Source organism: Pinisolibacter sp., assembly GCF_036782435.1.
Lineage (GTDB): Bacteria > Pseudomonadota > Alphaproteobacteria > Rhizobiales > Ancalomicrobiaceae > CALBKH01.
On record NZ_DAIPZB010000037.1, the window covers coordinates 21770 to 41712 of the forward strand.

At 65.5% G+C, this 19943-nt stretch carries 18 protein-coding genes; 7 read left to right on the forward strand and 11 right to left on the reverse strand.

The annotated features are described in order from the left end of the window. Positions 1 to 4 precede the first annotated feature (4 nt). Entirely contained in the window at positions 5 to 1303 is a 1299-nt protein-coding gene (locus V7Q42_RS15625; protein WP_333825026.1) for a S1C family serine protease, read from the reverse strand. A gap of 276 nt (positions 1304 to 1579) precedes the next feature. On the opposite strand from V7Q42_RS15625, the gene V7Q42_RS15630 reads away from it, so the two are divergent. Together V7Q42_RS15630 and V7Q42_RS15635 are read left to right on the forward strand one after the other, a co-directional pair. Next, entirely contained in the window at positions 1580 to 2257 is a 678-nt protein-coding gene (locus V7Q42_RS15630; RefSeq protein WP_333825027.1) for a hypothetical protein, read from the forward strand. A 92-nt stretch (positions 2258 to 2349) separates the two neighbouring features. Beyond that, complete coding sequence (locus V7Q42_RS15635; RefSeq protein ID WP_333825028.1) at positions 2350 to 3036, forward strand: hypothetical protein; 687 nt, start codon at positions 2350 to 2352, stop codon at positions 3034 to 3036. A 56-nt stretch (positions 3037 to 3092) separates the two neighbouring features. On the opposite strand, the gene V7Q42_RS15640 is transcribed toward V7Q42_RS15635, so the two are convergent. Continuing rightward, a complete protein-coding gene (locus V7Q42_RS15640; RefSeq protein WP_333825029.1) occupies positions 3093 to 3617 on the reverse strand; it encodes a hypothetical protein in 525 nt (174 codons plus the stop codon). 69 nt (positions 3618 to 3686) lie between these two features. Between V7Q42_RS15640 and V7Q42_RS15645 the strand changes: the two genes are divergently transcribed. The 3 genes from V7Q42_RS15645 to V7Q42_RS15655 are packed head-to-tail and all read left to right on the forward strand — an operon-like array spanning position 3687 to position 6300. Further along, positions 3687 to 4700, forward strand: coding sequence for a DUF2157 domain-containing protein (locus tag V7Q42_RS15645; RefSeq protein WP_333825030.1), 1014 nt, complete (start codon positions 3687 to 3689; stop codon positions 4698 to 4700). Beyond that, on the forward strand, positions 4700 to 5815 hold the full coding sequence (locus V7Q42_RS15650; RefSeq protein WP_333825031.1) for a DUF4401 domain-containing protein: 1116 nt from the start codon (positions 4700 to 4702) through the stop codon (positions 5813 to 5815). The genes V7Q42_RS15645 and V7Q42_RS15650 overlap by 1 nt, the downstream gene beginning before the upstream one ends. Continuing rightward, positions 5812 to 6300 carry a GDYXXLXY domain-containing protein gene (locus tag V7Q42_RS15655; protein WP_333825032.1) on the forward strand — a complete coding sequence of 163 codons (489 nt, stop codon included), beginning with the start codon at positions 5812 to 5814 and terminating at the stop codon, positions 6298 to 6300. Before V7Q42_RS15650 ends, V7Q42_RS15655 begins: the two co-directional genes overlap by 4 nt. A gap of 93 nt (positions 6301 to 6393) precedes the next feature. Here the strand turns inward: V7Q42_RS15655 and V7Q42_RS15660 are convergent, their stop codons facing one another. Next, positions 6394 to 10239, reverse strand: coding sequence for a caspase family protein (locus V7Q42_RS15660; protein WP_333825033.1), 3846 nt, complete (start codon positions 10237 to 10239; stop codon positions 6394 to 6396). 148 nt (positions 10240 to 10387) lie between these two features. After that, positions 10388 to 10825, reverse strand: coding sequence for a YqaA family protein (locus V7Q42_RS15665; protein ID WP_333825034.1), 438 nt, complete (start codon positions 10823 to 10825; stop codon positions 10388 to 10390). Between the two features lie 302 nt (positions 10826 to 11127). On the opposite strand from V7Q42_RS15665, the gene V7Q42_RS15670 reads away from it, so the two are divergent. Beyond that, on the forward strand, positions 11128 to 11646 hold the full coding sequence (locus V7Q42_RS15670) for a glycine cleavage system protein R (protein WP_333825035.1): 519 nt from the start codon (positions 11128 to 11130) through the stop codon (positions 11644 to 11646). A gap of 533 nt (positions 11647 to 12179) precedes the next feature. On the opposite strand, the gene V7Q42_RS15675 is transcribed toward V7Q42_RS15670, so the two are convergent. The 7 genes from V7Q42_RS15675 to V7Q42_RS15705 form a co-directional block, all read right to left on the reverse strand. Beyond that, positions 12180 to 12443: a hypothetical protein gene (locus tag V7Q42_RS15675; protein ID WP_333825036.1), complete on the reverse strand. Its 264-nt coding sequence runs from the start codon at positions 12441 to 12443 to the stop codon at positions 12180 to 12182. Positions 12444 to 12677: 234 nt separating this feature from the next. After that, entirely contained in the window at positions 12678 to 13175 is a 498-nt protein-coding gene (locus V7Q42_RS15680; RefSeq protein WP_333825037.1) for a hypothetical protein, read from the reverse strand. Then, complete coding sequence (locus V7Q42_RS15685) at positions 13151 to 13594, reverse strand: hypothetical protein (protein WP_333825038.1); 444 nt, start codon at positions 13592 to 13594, stop codon at positions 13151 to 13153. The genes V7Q42_RS15680 and V7Q42_RS15685 overlap by 25 nt, the downstream gene beginning before the upstream one ends. Before the next feature lie 18 nt (positions 13595 to 13612). After that, positions 13613 to 13798 (reverse strand): hypothetical protein, encoded by a 186-nt coding sequence (locus tag V7Q42_RS15690; protein WP_333825039.1) that lies wholly within the window; start codon positions 13796 to 13798, stop codon positions 13613 to 13615. Between the two features lie 183 nt (positions 13799 to 13981). Beyond that, positions 13982 to 14158, reverse strand: a complete 177-nt coding sequence (locus V7Q42_RS15695; protein WP_333825040.1) for a hypothetical protein — start codon at positions 14156 to 14158, stop codon at positions 13982 to 13984. A gap of 108 nt (positions 14159 to 14266) precedes the next feature. Continuing rightward, a complete protein-coding gene (locus V7Q42_RS15700) occupies positions 14267 to 14749 on the reverse strand; it encodes a phage regulatory CII family protein (RefSeq protein WP_333825041.1) in 483 nt (160 codons plus the stop codon). Continuing rightward, positions 14746 to 15465, reverse strand: a complete 720-nt coding sequence (locus tag V7Q42_RS15705; protein ID WP_333825042.1) for a hypothetical protein — start codon at positions 15463 to 15465, stop codon at positions 14746 to 14748. The genes V7Q42_RS15700 and V7Q42_RS15705 overlap by 4 nt, the downstream gene beginning before the upstream one ends. Before the next feature lie 354 nt (positions 15466 to 15819). On the opposite strand from V7Q42_RS15705, the gene cas13a reads away from it, so the two are divergent. After that, on the forward strand, positions 15820 to 19875 hold the full coding sequence (gene cas13a, locus V7Q42_RS15710) for a type VI-A CRISPR-associated RNA-guided ribonuclease Cas13a (RefSeq protein WP_333825043.1): 4056 nt from the start codon (positions 15820 to 15822) through the stop codon (positions 19873 to 19875). Positions 19876 to 19943 lie beyond the last annotated feature (68 nt).

Below are 19943 nucleotides of genomic sequence, written 5' to 3' on the forward strand. Positions count from 1 at the left end.
CCGATCAGAAAAGGTGACTCGAAAGGGCTTCGGCATTGGAGCCGAAAGGCGCGTCGGCGTCGAGACGTCCGCGCGGTCCGAGCACGACGAGGCGGGTGGTGTCGCCGCGCCGCACCAGGAGGGCGACGCCACCCGGCACGGGCGCCGCCTCCGCCGCCCTGAGGAGCGACGCGCCGCCCTCGCCTTCGATCCGGCGGCCGGCGACGGCGAGCAGTTCGTCGCCGGCGGCGAGACCGGCGGATCCGGCCGGCGTGTCGGGGGCGACGGCGGCGATGCGGCGGGAAGCGCCGGGCTCGAGATCGACGCCGAGAGCGACCGGCTCGGGCGCCGCGGTGGGCGGCCGTGGTCGTATCGCCGCAGCGAGGCGGACGGTGACGGTGCGGTCGCCCTCGGCCGCACCCGCGGTCAGACGCAGAAGGTCGCCGGGTCGCAGGGTCTCGAGGGCGCGGGCGAGATCGCGCGGTCGCTCGAGCGGGCGGCCGTTCGCGGCGATCAGGAGATCGCCCGGTTCGAGGCCGGCGGCGGCAGCGGGCGAGGCCGGCTCGACCGCCTCGACGACGATGCCCGCCGCCAACGACGGGATCGCCGAGCGCAGCGTCGCGGCGGCACGAAGGCGCAAGCCGAGATGCGGCCGGGCGAGGTCGCCGTCGGCGAGCAGACGCTCGGAGATGCGCGCGACCACCTCGATCGGCAACGCCAGGCCGATGCCGACGTTCCGGCGGGCGCCGTCGGCGATGGCGACGTTCATGGCGACGACGCGGCCCTCGGCGTCGATCAGCGGGCCACCGGAGGATCCCGGATTGAGCGCCGCATCGTGCTGGACGAGGTCGTAGGGCGAGGTCTCGTCGAAGGGACGGGCCGGGCTCGACACGTGGCCGACGGTCAGGGTCGCGGCGAAGCCGAGGGGATCGCCGATCGCCGCGACGGCATCGCCACGACGCAGGGTTGCGGACGGAGCGACGGCGACCGGCGGCGGATCGACCGGGACCCGCAGCACGGCGACGTCGGACAGCTCGTCGACGCCGACCACCCGGGCGGCGACCTCGTTGCCGTCGGCAAGACGGACGCCGATCTCGCCCAGGCCGGCGACGACATGGGCGGCGGTGACGACGATACCGCCGGGCCGCAGCACGAAGCCGGCACCGCGATCGCCCGTCCGGCCGGCGCCCCGACCGAGGATGCCGACGCAGGACGGATCGACCCGCTCGGCCGCGGCGGCGAAGTCGATCGGCGCCCCGGCGGCGGGTGCCGGGCGGACGCCGAAGAGCACCGCGACGAGGGCGACGGCACCGAGAACAAGCACCGTCGGATCGAACCTGCGCGCGGGCGAGATGCGAAAAGGCGTGGGCACGGTCACGAAACACCACCTCAAGAAAAGGAAACCTCGTATCCCCTTGCGCCGCTTCGTTTGAAATTTCGCGTTACGTTCTCCGTCATCTTCGCCGCGGCCCGTTTCATGACGGAAATCGTCATCTTCCGCGGGATTGTCGGGGAAGGCACCATCTGCGAGATTGTTTCCGCGGACGATGGTGATGCGGTTCGAACCATCGTCTCGCGGTGCTTCGGAGGAGGGGACTCCATGGCTTTCCCGACGCTCGGACGAGCGGGCGCGATCGGATTCGTGTCGGCTGTAATTCTGGGATGCGTCTCGATCGTCCCGGCGTCCGCCGGAGAGACCGGGGACGCCGCGCCGCTCGGGCAACTCGCCCTCTCCGCCCGGCTCGCCGCCTGGGGACGGGCCGACAAGAACCCGCTGGCGCTGATCGTGGCGGCGGAGATCCGCCAGCGCCTCGGCGCCCGTGCCGTCGAGCGCACGCCCGAGCAGAGCGGCGAGACCGCGAGCACCGCGCCGGCGGCGAGCGAGACGACGGTCGACGGCCTGCTCGGCGAAGCCGTGGCGCTCGCCGGCAAGGACGAGACGATCAAGGCGTTCGCCGACGACGTCCGCGCCTCCGCCACCAAGGGCCTCGTTCTCGGGGCCGGCATGAGCCGGGCGACGGTGCGCGCCGCCGGCACCGACTGGTATCGCAAGCTGAAGTTCGAGGGATCGCGCTACGCCGAGACCTATGTCGAGCTCTCGGGCTCCGGCAGCGTCCACGTCTCGGTCTACGACGAGGCCGGCAATCTGGTCTGCCGCGACCCCAATCCGTCGGCGGTCGCCTATTGCGGCTGGACGCCGTCCCGCACGGCGCTGTTCGACGTGAAGGTGGAGAACCGCTCCACCACCCCCGTTCCCTATCGCATGTTCACCAACTGACCGGCGAGCCTGCGCCTTCCCCCGTCTCGGCGGCACGACGCCGCGAGCCACACACCCGATGCGCGTTCGCGATCGGCTCCAAGGAGACCACGATGACCCTCCGCATTCTCGTTCCTCTCGTTCTCGCCGCCGCCGTCTCGACGATCGGCGCCGCTCAGGCCCAGACCGCCGCGCCGGCCGACAAGGCCAAGGAGAACGTCTCCCGCGAGGCGACGAAGTCGGCCGAGCCGCTGCCGGTCGAACAGTTGCATCTCTCCGAACAGGTCGCCGCCTACGGCCGCAGCGCCAAGGATCCGCTGGCGCTGATCGTCGCCGCGCAGATCCGTTCGTCGGTCGGCATCAAGGTGGTCGAGCGCAAGCCGGACGGCGCCGACGCCGGCCCGGCGCCGGCGGCCACCGACGTGGTCGGCGGTCTGCTCGACGAGGCCAAGGCGCTCGCGAAAAACGACAAGACCATCGTCGCGCTGGCCGACGACGTGAAGGCCTCGGCGACCAAGGGCCGCGTCGGCGGCGGCATCATCAGCCTCGGCCAGATCACCGGCCGCACCATCCACTCGCGCACCATGAGCTTCCGCGCCAAGCAGACGGCGGAGGTCGCGGCGGTCGGCACCGACACCAACGACATCATGCTCGAAGTGTTCGACGAAGGCGGCCACCTGATCTGCCGCGACACCGATCCGGCCTATTGCCGCTTCACCCCGGCGTGGACCGGATCGTTCACCGTCAAGGTGCACAACAACGGCTCGTCGCTGGCGCACTATCGGCTCGAGACCAACTGATCGCGAAACCGACGCCGGGGCGTCGAGCTCCGGCGTTCACGTGTTCCGGCGGAAGATCACGGGCGGCAGGCGGCGAGTTTCCAGATGCCGTCCGGGGGTACGAAGCGGCGCCCGTCGCGCTTGCCTCGCCAGAACGCCCCGGAGAGACCCGGCAGTTGCAGGTAGGGCGGTGCCTTCGGGTCGCCCTCCGCCGCCGGGTCGAGGCGTTTCAGGTCGTCGGCGAAGTAGTAGAGCGCGGCGGACGGGGCATCGGTCACAGGGACGCGTTTTCCGGTCGGCGGCTTCACCATGAAGACGTGCGCGCCGCCGAAGCCCGGCGGATGGGCGACGGCGAATTCGGCGAAAAGCTTCTGCCGGTTCTCGGCGAGGCGGATCACCCAGGGCCGATCCGACGGGGTGTCGGTGCGGGGCACGTGGGTGATCTCCCAGGCGTTGGTGACGCCGTCGTCGGCGCTCCAGTCGTCGTCGGCATCGATCGGTGCGTAGACGGCGCGGACGAGCGGGCAGTCGAGCGGCGCGGCACCGGCGGCGCCGGTGGCGAGGACGACGACGAGAGCGGCGAGAGAGACGGCGCGGCGCATGGAAGACCTCGTTCGATGGCGAGGCGATGCTAGCGCCGGGCGGGGCGGCTGCAAGACGAGGTGAGCGGCATGAACGCAGATGTAACCGAGGCGACGGCACCGCCGGTGATCCGGGTGGATCGACGCGTCCTCGATCGCCTCGCCGGGCGCGGTCTGATCTCGGCCGCGGCGCGCGACCACGGGCTCGGCCTGATCGAGCCGCCGGGGCGCTGGGGGGTGTGGATGGCCCGCCTCCTCACCGTCGTCGGCGCGTCGCTGATGCTCGCCGGTACCGTCTACTTCTTCGCCTTCAACTGGAACCACATCCCGCCGATGGTGAAGCTCGGCGCCATCGCGGCGATGATCGCGGCGGCGGTGGCGACCGTCATGGTCGTCGGCTTCGGCCGCATCGTCTCCGACGTCGCGGTGAGCGCCGCGGTGGTGCTGGTCGGCGTCTTCCTGGCGGTCGAGGGGCAGATCCATCAGACCGGCGCCGACGCCTGGCAGCTCTTCGCCGGATGGGCGGCAGCGACGCTCGCCTGGGTGCTGCTGGCGAATTCGGCGGCGGCGTGGGCGATCTGGATCGCGGTCGCCAACATCGCCGTCAGGCTTTGGTGGGATCAGGTCCGTCCCTTCGACGACACCCATCATGCCGGGCTCTACCTGATGCTGATCGGGCTCGACGGCGGGCTCCTGGCGGTGCGCGAGTGGCTCGCCGGGCGCGGCGTCGTCTGGCCGGCGGCGCGGTGGACGCGATTCATCCTGGTCCTGCCGCTGATCGGCGCGGCGACCACGGCGGCGCTCACGCTCCTCGATCGCCCCCGCGACTTCACCGCGGTGACGTGGGCGCTGGCGGCGACTTCCACCGCGGTCTTCGCCGCGCTGTTCGTCGTCTACCGGCGGGCACGGCCCGACGTGGCGGTGCTGTCGGCGACGACCATCGCCGCGGCGGTGGTCGTCGATTTCATGATCTTCCAGCTCCTCACCGGCAACGGCCGGGCCGATCTCGGCATCTTCTTCCTGATGGGACTGACGACGCTGGCGATCTTCGCCGGCGCGGTGACGTGGTTGCGCGGCGTCGCTCGCCGGATGGAGGTCTCGTGATGACCGGACGCCCTTCGATCGATGCCGTCACCCTGCTCGCCTCCTGGCGCCGCGCCGGTCTCGTCACGGCGGAAGAGACGCCGGGGCTGGCGAGCGCCCTCCACGCCGCCGCCCTCGATCCCGATCCGCCGATCTACCTGAAGATCCTCGCCGCCGTCGGCACGGCGCTGGCGACGGTGTTCTTCCTCGGCTTCCTCTTCCTGGCCGACCTGATCTCGTTGAAGAGCGGGACCGGTCTCGTCGCCTGGGGAACCGCCTTCCTCGTCTCGGGCATCGCCATGTCGATGGCGCTCGGCAAGGCGCCCCCCGGCCTCGGTCGAGACTTCTTCGCGCAATCCGCTTTCGCCGCCCTGGCGGTCGGCAAGGTCCTGGTGGTGGCGGGGGCGATCCAGATCTTCGGCGAGCGTACGCCGTGGATCCCGACGATCGCCCTGGCGATCGTCACGGTCGCCACCTATCCGGTGTCGGGCTCGTCGCTCGACCGGGTGCTGTCGCCCTATGCGGTCGCCGCCACGGCGCTGATGGAACTGCTCGGGCGCGGCAATTTCGGCGCCGGCGCGAGCGTCGGGCTGGCGGTCTTCCACGCCGTCGCCACGGCGGTCGCCGGCGCGCTCCTCTTGTCGCATCGGGTGCCGCAGGTGTTGCGACCGATCGGTCTGGCGGCGCTCGGCGCGATGGGGACGGTCGTCTGCATCGTCGCCAGCGGCCACAGCTTCGGCTTCTGGGCGAGCCGCGCGCCGCTCGACATGCGACCGGTCGAGGTGATGCTGGTTCTGTCGCTGGTCGGGACGATCGCCTGGGCGGCGGGCGGCTTCGATCGGCTGGCGCGCGAGCCGCTGACGATGGCGACGATCGGCGTGGTGGCGCTCGGCTTCGCCGGTGCGCCCGGCATCCTGTTCGCGCTGATCCTGCTCACCGTCGGCCACGCTCTCCACGACACGCCGATGCGGGTGGTCGGCATCCTGGCGCTGCCGGCCTTCCTGGTGCTCTGGTACTACGGCAAGGACATGACCTTCCTGGTGAAATCGGCGACGCTGGTGGGCAGCGGCGCCTTGCTGTTGGCGGCTCGTGGTTTCATGCGGCTGCGCGGTTGGGATCGGGAGAACTCGCCATGAGACGGACGCTCTTTCTCCTCGCCGGCGTCGCCGTGGCCGCCGTGCTCGGCTCGGCGGTGTGGCGGGCGGAGGCGTTGCTCGCCTCCGGCGACGAGGTGCTGCTGGAGCTCGCTCCGGTCGATCCGCGCTCGCTGATGCAGGGCGACTACATGCGTCTCGCCTGGGCGATGGAGCGCGAGACGATCGCCCTACCGGAGGAGACGACGACGGCGACGATCGTGCTGGCGCTCGATCCCAAGCGGGTCGGCCGCTACCGGCGCCTCCTCTCGGAGGGCGCACCGGGCGCGGACGAGCACGCGTTCCAGGTGCGCCGCGGCCGTTTCGGCGAGCGGTTCGAGATCGAGCCGCACTCCTTCCTGTTCCAGGAGGGACACGCCGCCGCCTATGCCAAGGCGAAATACGGCATCTTCCGCGTCGACATCGCCGGCCGTCATCTGCTCGCCGGCCTCGCCGACGGCGAAGGGGTGCGCATCGATCCGAAGTGACGGGGCGCTCGGGCTCGGTCCGTTCATGGCTGCCGGTCGCCGGTCGAGCGCCCGGGGGGATGCGGGCGGAGCGGAGGCGGGAAAGCGCGTCGGTCACTTCAGCCGCTTCAGCGCCTCGGCGGCATCCTTGTCGCCGAGGTCGGCGGCGAGACGATAGAGCCGGCGCGCCTCGGTCTTGTCCGGTTTGCCGAAGTTGCCCTTCTCGTGGGCCTTGGCGAGCAGGGTGACGGCGTCGAGGTTCTGCCCGGCCACCGCCTTTTCGAGGAGCGCGCGGGCGCGGGCGAGGTCCTTCGGCCCGCCCCAGCCTTCCAGGAGGAACAGCGCGAGGTTGGCCTGGGCGCCGATGTCACCGGTGTCGACCGCGCGCTCGAGCAGCTTGCGGGCGAGGGCGTCGTCCTTCCTGCCGCTCTCGCCCTTGTGCAGGTCGACGGCGAGGAGGCGCATGGCGTCGGCGCTGCCGAATTCGGCCGCCTTGCGCAGCCATTCGACATAGGCACCACGATCGGCCTTCACGCCGAGGCCCTCGCGGTGGATCAGGGCGATGTAGACCATCGAGTCCGGCTCGCCGATGGCCGCGCCCTTCTGGAACCAGGAGAGCGCGGTGGCGGCGTCCGCCTCGAGAGTGGTGCTCGCGCCGCTCCTGACCTTGTCGAGATGGATCATGCCGAGGTTGTGCATGGCGTTGGGCGAGCCGAGAGCCGCCGCCTTCTCCCACCACGCGACGGCTTCGGCGCCGTCTTTCGCCAGACCGGCCTGACCGCGGTGGTGGAGGTTGCCCATCCACAGCGCCGCATAGGAGGAACCGACCTCCGCGGCGGCGCGGAAGGTGCGCACCGCGTCGAGATCGCGGCCGCCGGAGAGATAGGCGCGGGCGAGCTGATCGGCCCAGCGCAGGTTGTCGGGCGCGGCGGCATGGGCGGCTTCGCAGGCGGGGATGGCGACCTTCGGGTCGACCGTCTCCACCCCGGGGTGTTCGACGGACCGCAAGGGATCGGCGGCGGCGCCCGCCGAAGCGTCGCAGAGGTCGCCCTTGGACAGGTCGGGGGTGGCGACCGGAGCATGGGCGGCGAGCCAGCCGGCGGCGCTCTTGTCGCCGGCCGCGGCAGCCTTCTCGTACCAGGCACGGGCGCCGGCCTCGTCCGCATCGCCGACGACGCCGGCGAGCAGCAGTTGGGCGAGGCCGGTCATCGCTTTGAGGTTGCCGTCGTCGGCAGCCTGTTCGAGCAGACCACGCGCCTTCTTCGGTTCGCGGTCACCGCCCAGCCCGTTGAGGTAGAGATCGGCGAGGAGGCGCATCGCCTCGGTATCGCCTTCCGAAGCGGCACGTTGGAACCACAGCCGCGACGCCTGTGCGTCGGCCTTGACGCCCCAGCCCTTGAGCATGATCTCGCCGAGACGGCGCTTCGAGCGGGTGTCGCCGGCGGCCGCGGCCTTCTCGTACCACTCGCGGGCGCGGGTGTTGTCCTCGGCGACGCCGCGGCCGAAGTACCAGAGTTCGCCGACCTCGCGCATCGCCGTCGGGTCGCCGGCGGCGGCGGCCTTCTCGAAGAACTGACGCGCCTTGGCGTAATCCTTCGGCCCGCCGTCGCCGTCGAGATACATCACGGCGAGATTGAACATGGCGTCGCGCGATCCGAGCGCACTCGCCTTCTCCCACCACTTGCGCGCCTCGGCCGGGCTCTTCGCGACCCCGAGACCGCGGTGATGGATGTTGCCCATCCACATGGCGGCGAAGGACGACTTCTTCTGCGCCGCCGCCTCGAAGCGGGTGCGGGCGTCGGCCCAGCGGTCGGCGGCGACATAGGCGGCGCCGAGCTGGTCGAGGAAGCGCACCGTCGTCGGCGACGCCTTCACCGCCGCCTCGCAGGCGGGGATGGCGCGGGCGTGGACGACCTGGCCGGGGGAGAGGATGCCCTTGACCTCGGGCGGGCGCAGCGGGTCGCTCTCCATGGCGGCGAGGCGGTCGCAGGCCTGGGCCGGGGTCTCCGGCCGGTCCATCTCGGCGAGGAGCGGCCGCGCGTCGGCGTCGTCGAGGACGACGGCTTTGACCAACCATTCGCGCGCCGCCTTCTCGTCGATCTCGCCGAACTCGCCGTCGCGCAGCGCCCGGGCGAGATAGACCATGGCGTGGGAGTTGTCGTGGGCGGCGGCGCGCTCCAGAAGTTCGCGGGCGCCTTTCGGGTCGGCCGGGCCGCCGAGGCCGTTGAGCCGCATGTGGGCGAGGCCGATCAGCGCGTCGATGCCTTCGTGGCGGATCGAGCGGGAGAACCAGTCGCGGGCGATGGTGTAGTCGCGCGGCGCCCCGCCAGTGCCCTGCAGATAGTAGAAGCCGAGGTTGTACATGCCCGAAGAGGAATCGTAGGCGGCCGCCTTCTCGAACCACTTGCGGGCCCCGTCGTAATCCTGCGAAGCGCCGACGCCCTTCTGGGCGAAGAGGCCGAGCCCGGCCATCGCCTCGGGTTCCTCCTGGTCGGCGGCACGTTGCATCAGCTCCTTGGCCCGTGCCGGATCCTGGTCGACGCCGAAGCCGTCGGCGTAGTACCAGGCGAGCTGCACCATCGCGCCGGTGTCGCCGAGGGCTTCCGCTTTGCGCAGCCAGACGAGGGCGCGCTCCGGGCTCTTCTCGACGCCGATACCGTGGGCGTACATGAAGGACAGATTGGTCATGGCGACGGGAACGCCGAGCTGCGCCGCCTTCTCGAACCACGGGCGCGCCTGGGCGTAGTCCTTCTTCACCCCGCCGAAGCCGCGATAGTAGAGATAGCCGATCTCGTTGGTGGCGTAGGGCGAGCCACGTCCGGCGGCATCCTTGTAGACGCGCAGCGCATCCTCGAAGCGCTCGGACTTGAGATAGGCGCGTCCCAACTGGTCGGCGAGCCGCAGTTCCTTCGGCGCCTCGGCCACCGCCTTCTCGCAGGCCGGCACGGCGCGGGCGACGTCGACGGTGCGGACGCCTGCGACCTTGCGGTTGCGCAACGGGTCCTGCGGGTCGCTGGCCAGCCGATCGCACTGCTCGATCGCACTCGCCTCGACAGCGGCGGGCTTCGGGGCCGGCGCGTCGGTCGCCTTCGGCGCTTCGCCGCCGCTCGCCGGGACACCGCGGATCTCGGCCGGACGGCTCGCTCCCTCGGGCGTGTAGGACGCCAGCTTCGCCTCGGCCGGCTCGCCGCCGGCGAGATAGACGTCGTTGATCAGGGTCGAGCTGTCCCAGGGCACCTGCTTGGAGCCGGTCGCCTGGACCACCTCGTAGCGCACCCGCTTGATCAGCCTGGAGATCTCGATGCCGGGGCGCGGCGCGTTCTTGAGGAAGGCCTCGGTGAAGGGCGAATTGCGGCCCTCGCCGTCGAGCGCGACGTTGCCGGGGTCGGTGGCGTAGACGATGACCGAGCCGACCGAGCTCTTGATCTCGGCGAGGCCGCCGTAGGCGCTCTCGGCGGCGCGGGTCGCCCCCTTGGTGGCGCGACGCAGCGAGCGGGCGAAGGGGTTGTCGCGGCAGGCGTCGAGCACCACCACCGACACCCGGTTCTCGGCACGCATCAGCTGCAGCACCAGATCCATGTCGACGGTCTCGAGCTTGACGTCGTCGGCCTTCTCGATCCTGGCATCGATCGGGATGATGTAATTGTGGCCGTCGACCTGGATGCCGTGGCCGGAATAGTAGAAGAGCGCGAGCGAGCCGCCGTCGAGCTTGTCGCGGAACTCCTTGAGCTTGGCTTTGAGGCCGGCGCCGTCGAGGTCGCGTCCCTCGACCACCTCGAAACCGAGCTTGCGGAACATGTCGCCGACGTCGGCGGCGTCGTTCACCGGATTGGGTAGGACGTTCTGGGTCCAATAGGCCGAATTGCCGATCACCAGGGCCACGCGGTCCGCCGCATGGGCCGTCGGCAGACCGGCGAGAACGGTGGCGGTGAGCAGGGCGGGGCGCAGCAGACGACGCATGGATCGGTCCTTTTCCAGTCCGTGACGGAATGATCGATCAGAGGCGCCGCACGGGTCAATCGGGGCGACGATTACGATTGCCGTCACCCGAGGAAAAGCGCTGGAAATCGTCCGAACCGGAGCGGATCGACCGCACCTCGCTCGAACCTCAGATCGATCCGAGCGTCACCGCGGCGAGGACGAGGTAACGGCCGACCTTGGCGACGGTCACGAGGACGAGGAAGACCGGCAGCGGCTCGCGCAGGATGCCGGCGACGACGGTCAGGGGATCGCCGATGATCGGCACCCAGGAGAGGAGCAGCGACCAACGCCCCCAACGGTGGTACCAGGCGGCGGCGCGATCGAGATCGGCGCCCTTCGCCGGAAACCAAGATCGGTCGCGCCAATGCTCGATGCCGCGGCCGAGGAGCCAATTGACCACCGACCCGAGGACGTTGCCGAGGCCGGCCACGGCGACGAGGGCCCAGGCGGGCTGGCCGCCGGCGAGGAGGAGACCGACCAGCGCCGCCTCCGATTGCGCCGGCAGGATGGTGGCGGCGACGAGGGCGGTGAGGAAGAGGCCGGCATAGGCGGCGAGATCGAACATCGGGCTCCTCGTCGGGCGGCAGGTCGGTTCCGGACCGGCCGTGGTGCGGTCACGAGGGCTTCTCGGCTCCTCCGTCGCACCGTGGTGTCGTGTCGGCTCGACCGACGCCGAAACAACGCGTACTGGCCCCCGTAGTAACGGATTTCGCCCTCCGCGCCACGCTCGCGGAGGATCGCCACCGCACACCGAGGTCGGTCGGTCGCATCGACAGGGGTCGACGCGAAGGTCACCTCGTCGGACAATGCGCGCGGTGGGTCGCAACCGTCGACCGGCCCTACGAGCGCGTCGGAGGACCCACGGCCATGCAGACCCATCTCGTTCTCACCGTCATCGGTCGCGACCGGCCCGGCCTCGTCAACGCGGTGTCCGAAGTGATCGCCGCCGCCGGTGGCAACTGGCTCGACAGCCGCATGGCGAGCCTGGGCGGTCAGTTCGCCGGCATGTTGCTCGTCGCCGTCGCGCCGGAGAAGGCGAGCGAGCTGATCCGGGCACTGCGGGCCCTCGAAGCGCAGGGCCTCAGCCTCGTCATCGCGACCAGCGACACCCAGGAACGACCCGCGGGCCGTACCCTGAGCCTCGAACTGATCGGCCTCGATCGGCCGGGGATCGTGCGCGACCTGTCGCGCGTCGTCGCGGCGCACGGTGTCAGCATCACCGATTTCGAGAGCGAGCAGGTCAGCGGCTCGTTCTCGGGCGAAGCGATGTTCAAAGCACGCGCGCACCTGACCCTGCCCGACGACCTCCCCATCGAAACCCTGCGGCATTCGATCGAAGCGATCGCCCACGAGCTGATGGTCGACCTCTCGCTCGCCGGGGAGTGAGGCGATCCGCGCCGCGTCCGCGGCCGCCACGCCTGCTCCCGAGCCGCGCGTCGAAGACGATTTCGCCTCGGTCCCGCGCGCCGGATCCGAACCGGTCCATCGCCGCCGGAGGCGACCGCCTTCGCCGATCCGACGGCGCAGCGAAGCGCGGAGACGACCGAATCCCGAACCCGACTTTCGTATCGCTACGAAGCCGCGGATCGAACCGTCGACATGTCGAGAAAAGGTGGCGCGCCCGAAAGGATTCGAACCTCTGACCCCCAGATTCGTAGTCATGTAATATTTATATACTTCAAGATCGACGCAAGTCAAATTCAGATATACCCGATATTTTATGCCGTTTACGCTCCGCGAAATTGGGACCGACCGAAAATTACGCTTTACTATATGCGCCGGAGAGCGGACGACGCCGACATTTCTTGGTAATGCCAAGGCGGAATGAGCGCTGGCGAGCCTATGTATCGAAATTCAACAAGCCCGCATTTTACTTCAACGGCGATGCAGAAACGTGCGGAAATCGAAGCGCTTGCGCCTCAGGGTCGCTTGAAGGGAACCACGTTTCCGTCATCCAGAAACACTTTCATTCCCTCCTCCTCGACCGTGGCGAGGAACTCGGCATAGGCAGCGTCGTCCGAAGGAAACGGGTCATCCCAGACGATCGAAGTCCGGTTGGCGTTGATTACTTCCAGCGTCCATTGGGATTCGTGTTCGAGACGCGCGATGCTCACCTCGACCGACACACCGTCACGCGTGAAAGGACCGCAATGACCGGAAAACACGATATTCGGATCTTTCATGCCTTCACCGAGATTTGGAAACCCAAGCGTTTCGGGGTGACCATATATGCGCTCCGGACATTCATGAAGCCCGTAGAGACCTGATCGAACCGATGGCCGTTCAGTGAAACGCGCCCAAGGGGACCGGATCGGGATGGAAGATGCTTCCCCCTGGTTCGATCGACCGCTTCGCTATGGAATTGCCCTCCGTTGAAACAACCGGGGTTCGCTGAACTTCGACATCCGACCGTGCCGTTACAGCCCCAAGTCGCGTATCACCGACAGTGGAACAGCCTGTAGGGCTGCTTGACCAATCTCCTGGCGCGCGGCCTCCCAGTCGTTTCGGGCGACGAACCGGAATGCTTCCCTCAACGCAGGCGGACAAATTCCAGAATCCCGACAGGCCATCATCAGTTCGAGCGCCTCCGACCTGCTGTCCTCCACCGCGAGTTCGCAGGCGAGTGTCAGCATGAAGCCGACCTCTTCATGTCGGTCGGCGCCACCTCGGCGAAACGCTGCCATCACTTGAGCAAAGGCTCTGCGAAAGCGAGGATCGCTCGGCTCGTAGATCTCCGCGATCATGAGCCGTTCGGCCGCCTCGAAGACCGAGGGAAGCCGGATACGCCGACGAGCATTCAGTTCGATGACTTCGTGCATGAATGGCTCCTTGTCCACATTCGCGCCATTCTTCTCAACCTCCGAACCGCTCGAGCGGCTGATGAAAGGCGTCAGCGCTTGTTTGGCGCGACCCATCCCATCGCTGCATTGCAGACGCGAGGAACGACCGGGACGACGCCGGTATCGGCGAGTAATTCGGTCCGATACTCCTCTCGTCCGCTTGTCGTCCGCGTCAATACGGCGACGTCGGAGACGTAGGAGGCGCCGGAGATCCCGCCACGCCAGTAGATCCGCAGGTAGGAGATGGTCGCTGCACCGTGACGCTCGACCAGCGCACGCCGGTCATGGGGTTCGCGCGAACGGCCAAATCGCCCTTTGACGAGGACGTCAGTCTCGGCAATAGCGACGGCCTTTTCGAAGTGGCCGGTCGGCCGGTAGCAGTGGAGGATCTTTTCTCCCTGGATGTCGTTCGGGGGGCGCGGCTCCTCTGCGACAGAGGCTCCGATCCAAACCAAGATCGACGCGAGCGCCGTTACGGTGGCGAGTGACCGCATGAGCATTTCTCCAAGTTGTCAGTGCGTGAGGAGGGCGAAACCTCCACCCCAGATCACGACGAAGACGATTATGCCGGCCATGACGGCTCCGGAGTTTCCGTTGGCCGCTCCTTCGGCGATCAATCCGAAGGGCAGTTGGACGGCGAGGCTCCAGACGGCGGCGAGCAGCATCGGTACGAAGATCAGAAGAACGATGAAGTGCATGATCCCCCCCATTATCCGTCGATCGGGCAGCGCGCGGCTCGGTGGACTGCATGTGGTGATGCTGGGCGGAGAGTGGCGTCGAAATCGAGACTGCAGATTTGACGGGTCAAAGTGCTGTCCCGGACCAAGGCGACGCGCGGGCCGCACCGATACCGCCCGGCACCGGCACACCCAGCCTCCCGATCACCGATGCGTCGCTCCGGCGAATATCAGCAGCGGAACACCCCAGAAGATCGCGATCCAGAGCAGGGCACCCGCGACGTTGCCGTCGCTCAGCATCTCGATCGGCAGCTCGAACCAGATTTTGAAGGCGAGCAGAACCAAAGGCAGCGTCACGAAGAAGAAGAACAGGATGTGCATGTCGTCCCCCCGTATACCGAGGCGCAGAGCGCCGACCGGCTTCAGATGGGGACGATGCGGTGCGCCCGTCGTCGAAACGCGATGATGGATTTCGCCATCGATCGGCGATCAGAGCGTCTCGTCGACGACGCCCGGGGCAATGCGACGCAGATGCTCGGCGAGGGTCGCCAGCGCCCGTTCGGCGATCTCGATCTCGTCGCGGATCTCAAGTGCATCGCGATGATCGATCCGACGATCGGCGAGACCGTCCTGCACGGCTTCCAGAACGTCGGCCACCTCGATCGCGATCCGCATCGCAGCGTCCTGGATGGCCTGGACGTCGCCCGTCTCCAAATGGTTCTCGCCCTCCACTCGTTCGGCGGCGACGAAACGGGTGCCCCGCAACAGCCAAGCAACGAAGCGCGGATCGGGCGCCGATCGGATCAGCCGGCGGATCTCATCCGCAGAAAATGGCGTCCGATTGACGATCCGTGCGTGGAGCGAGTCGTAGCCAAGCCCCATCTCGCTCGCCACACGTTTCATCGAATAACGCCGCTCGGTGACGATGATCGTATACGCGAGATCGGCGAAGTCCTTGCCGCGATCGGTCATCGCCCTTCCCCCAATTTGTGCAAGATGTCGACGAGGCTCTCGAACTGGACGGTCTCCAGCGTGACGAGCTTCACGCCGAGCGCAGCGGCTTTTCCGTGTAGTTGCTCGTAGCGCGGCTTGAGATTGCGTTCATCCCAAAGATCGGTGGTGACGACGAGGGCGACGGCTGAATTCGGCTCGCCGAAGTGGTCGACGAGATTGTCGGCTTCCTGAAGCGCGTCCATCAGTCGTTCGCGATGCCGGACGTCACCGTCGGCGAGGCGCGACCGTAATGCCTTGGCCGAGACGAAGACGAGTCGGTCACCGAAGCGGGCGATCGTGTCGATCTCGTTCTCGCCTTCGAACCCCTTGGCGATCCAGCCGACCTTCTGGCCGATACGCACTTCATCTGCGCCGGCGTCGACTGCGGCGAGCCCGATCAGTTCCTCGAGCCAGCCGCCGCGCAGGTAGCGGTCAGTTTCGGGTGAGGGCGAAGTCAGCGTCCCATCCTCGACGAGAACAGCGCAGGCGAGCAGGTCGTCGAGGAGCGTCAGCGCAGCGGGATCGGAAAAGACGACGTCTTCCACCTGCACCACCGCGTCCCGGATACGCTCGAACGCAGAGAAATTCGCCGCCACTGCTCGCGAAGCCGCAGCGCGCTTCGCAACTCTGGCGAAGTTCAGCCCGTCGTCTGAAAACCAAGCGCCGCGCTTCCGGAGGCGGGCTTCGATCCCCAACGAAACGGCTATCGCATTTGGCATTCACACCTGCAGCAACGGAAGTTCAGGATCGCGAATTTGGCTACTTCGAGCAACCGCGGGTCTGGAGCACAGACCAAATCAAACAAGGACCACGCACCGCCCGGCGTCAATCACGGATTGCCCCTGATGGCCGCTCAAAACGTGAGAGATTGAATTGATCGACGTGCGCCCATCCGAGATCCGTATTTTGTCGAATGGCCCACCACGTGGAATTGAGCGTCGAATGTCACTCGACATGAAGTTTCCCAAATCGTCTGCAGCGACGGAATTCGGGCCAAAATCGATAGACGCGATTTGAGGTCATATCCCAAAAGGTGGAGGATCCTCCTAATGCAAATCCTGAAGCCCATTGGCAGATCGTCCACCCGCTATGCGATAGAAAAGAACACATTCCTTCTTCGACGCTTTCTCGCAGATCGCTATTTGGATGCCTTTTCCAATGAATTAGCGGTTCCCATCGAGGATATCAGCGTCCTTCGGATGATTCCGATTGACGAAGGTCGGGAACTGGTTAGGCAGGCGGCGTCATTATTCAATAAGACGGTCAAGTCTTCGCGCCTATTACGAAATATGGACATGCAGACCTATGTTGATAGAGTGTTCCTATCGCAAGAGTTGATTAAATACATACTCGATGCCGTGAATATCAGAGATGGCGCTGAATTTTCTAGTCTCAAAGAATTATGGGTTGGGTTGGTTCACCCCTATGCGTCGCACGAAATCGATAATCGCTCGCCGAGCGAAGACAAAAATGCTGCGATAATCAAGAAATTCGGATTGAAGGACGCCACCAGGGTGTCATTCAATGGGCGCTGGCATGACGCGTTCTGGGTTCTGGGCAAAAATGGCAAGCCCGACTACGCTGCAATTGCACTAAATATGATGACGCATCTTGTTTTTGATGAGATGAAAATCAATGGGGATCTTCGCCAATGCAGAAATAAATATGGTGAATTTAATGGCGCAATCGTTCGGCGAGCGCTTTCCATTTTCACCAGCACGCACGATCCACGATTCTCATCAAATCGTACGATCTCTGATTTTGCAACCGAATACTATTTTTACAAAGATGTTGCCGAAGAAATATTTGGACTGGCTCATGCTTCCGAATCCAAGGATGTGCGCTTGACCCATAAGGAAGCCGGGCGTGTTCTATACGAGCATTTCGGAGGCAATCCCAATGCGGGCTCTTATAAAGAATTTGACAGGGAAATACAAAAGCAAATATGGGAACTACATAATAAAGTAAGGAGCTTTTACGCCGACGCGCTTTCGTCTGTCCGTTTTGTTCGCATATTCGACAAGGATGGGGCTCGAAGGAATGAGATAATCTCCGTTATACCGCCAAACAAACTGTCTCTCCTCGCGCGATTGAAAGTTCGATCTGAGAAGCGTGATCTTGTTCGTATGGTTCGTCTCGGGAAGGCCGTCGTCCATGCATTGGACAAGTCCAGCAGTGCTACGGACGAGGAAGCCCAAGGAGCCTTCAATGTAAATCTGGACTTTCTCTTGACGAGCGAGGGGCAAGCAGAAATCAAGCGCGTCGAATCGTTCGCGCGTGCTTGGCGAGAATCCGTCGGATTGTCGTGTCGCACCATCGGCGTCTGGAGCAAGCTGGCGTCAGCTCCCCCAAAAAAGGATGGAACCGATTGGGATGTGACCGAGGCGGACTACGCGAAGAAGCGTGTTCCGCTACTGTCGCCTGAGACCGACATCCGTCCGGCAGCCCGTCTGATCTTTGGAGATAAGCAGGTCGGTCGGGGGAAGACTTCTCGACTCGAAGCGATCCTGGCAACCGAAAGCAATCCGACCGAGATCCTTTGGGGGTTCGTGCGTCTCAATAGTGAGATGCGCAACGCGAGCGCCCATTTCAACACGAGGAAGCGCTTCGTCGAACTCATCCAGGACAGCATCATCAAGCCGCTCAAGGCACCGACTGTGAACTACGAGAATCGAGGCGGCAATGAGGTCGCGCTCGAAGCGCTCGAAGCATTCGGACGGTTGCTCCAGTTCGACGAGTCCTTGGTGTTCGACCTGCTCGAAGAGGAGATCAAAAGTCTTCGCCTGGACCGGTTCGCCGCCGACGCCGATCTGAAGGCGCTTGTGCGAGAGGCGAGTCCGAACACGAGCGGCTCGCAGATCGCGACCCCGAAGTTCATGAGCCTGATGGAGAGGGCGGTCGGTCTCGCGACATCTCGCTCGGAATTCGTTCCTGATGAACTCCAGAGGTTTGCAAGACTGAACCTCGCCGGTTTGTCGTCTCGGTCCGACGAAGACGATGTGTCACGGATCGGCGCCTTGAGATTGGTCTACGGGCGCGGATTCGAAAGATGGCTCACGGAGCATCTCTCCGATTCGAGCCAGATCCGGCAACTCTTGAGACGTATCGGTGAACTGCATACGAAGCGGAGGTTGGAATATGATTCCGCACACAATCGACCGACGCAACCCGGCATCGATCTGCTGGAGCGGATCGACATCGACTCGATCTCCTCGCTCGAAGACTTGGCACGTCGCCTGACGATCGAAGCCATGACGGATTCGTCCTTGGCGACCCGGGCGCGTCGTGCGTCTCGTAACCGTTACGAGCAGAACGTGCTGACCGACGAACGGAGGCAGCGATCGGGGCAGGTGGAACTGGTGCGCCAGGAGATCTACGGCTGCCTCTTCGCGCGATACCTGAACGAGAGCGGACTCGATTGGATATTCGCCGATTTTCCTGAACCGAAGGACGTGGCGGTACCATTCGAGATCGGAGCGACGACTTCATCTCACCATCCCTCCTGGCATGCGTCCTTCTATGGATGGCTGTATCTGTTGCCGCCGGACGATGTCGCCCTCTTGCGTCATCAATTCAAGAAGACGGCGGCCCTCGAAGAACGGGCGGAAGACGGTCTTTCCCCCGACGACATGACGGTACTGTACGATATCGACGGGCTCATGGCTCTCTATGTATCCGTCCAATCGGCAGGCTTCGGAGGTCGAGAGCACGCCATCGACGTCAAACCGGAAAGAGGCGCTGGTACCGACCGAAGCGTCTACTACGAGGACACCAGTCAGTTCGCCCGTGTGTTCTCGGAGGATAAGGAGACACATCGCGATTCGGTCCCTGGGACGCGACGTGGACTGCGTCAGTTGCGATTTGAGAACATTCCCAGCCTCTTGTCGATCTTCGAGAAACATCGGGTAACGGTGCCGGAGGTCGAGTCTTTCATGAAGAAGGCAGGTCCGGACAATGCGATCAGGGTAGGCCTTCTCGAGGAGAAGACGAAGCTTCGCAACAAGCTTGCGGACATGGCGAAAAGTCGAGACTCGAGACCTTTTATGGCGCCCGACGTCGAGCGCTATAGAAGTCTGGCCGGGGAACTCGCAAGATATGATTTCGAGATCAATGCGGCGCGATTGACGGAATTCTCCAGGCTCTATCGACTGGCGATGCGGATCATCGGGCGTCTGAACGATTTCACGTTGATGTGGGAGCGCGACCGGCTCTACATGCTGATGGGAATGCTCTACGAGAAGCTCGGCGCGGAAGGCTTCCGTGTCGAGGTCAAGGCCTGGAACAACGGCACCGAACAGCGTCGGTGGATCGCGATCGCGGTAGGTGACGGAGCATCGAGCGGCGCCATCGACGAGAAACCTCCGTCCAGAGCGGGCGATGTTTCGACGTGGATGTTGCGGAAGTATTCCTGCCTTCCGATCTGGGACAGCCGTTTCGGGATCGTCGCCAAGGGAACGGAAGAAGAGACCAAGCTGCTCTCCCCGGAGGATCGCATCGTATTCGTGCGCCACTTCGTCGGAGCAGAGGCCGAAAATCCCCGTGACATCGAAGCGCGTCGCGACAAGCCGCCGGCGCCGCCCCGCAGAGGCGCGGATGCGCGCTCTTGGAGGAATGGAAAGGCAAAGATCAGAAATGACTTTGCCCACTACAATATGCTTGGAAGCAGCGTCAAGATCTTGAATTTGACCTATCGCGTGAATGCGGTCCGATCTCTCTTCGGGTACGATCGGAAGATGAAGAACGTTGTTTCCAAGGCGATTTCCGACATCTTGTTGGACGAGGGGCTGGCAATCCGATGGAAGATGCGAGAGGACCGGCTCCGTGGCGCTCTGGTTCTACCGTTGGTCCGAAAGGAACTGGCATTCTTGGGGCTGGTCGATGGTAAGGACTTGAGCATCGATCTGCCCCAGGTCTCGGTTCGGTTCACGTCGATGGTGCAAGCTCTCTTCGGCTTCGATTCGGGAGGGCACCGGGAACTCGTCGAGACCGAGGGAAAGCTCAAGGCGAGAGGGCGCCTCACCTATCCGCGAGAATTTCTGGCGCGACACGGCGACCGCTTGCCGAAGGAGGTGCTCTCGGAGTATCCGAGTCTACCTCAGAAATGAGGCAACTGACTGATGAAGAATGCCAATTCTCGATGGTCAGTCTCATCGAACGTGAATCCGGCACTCGG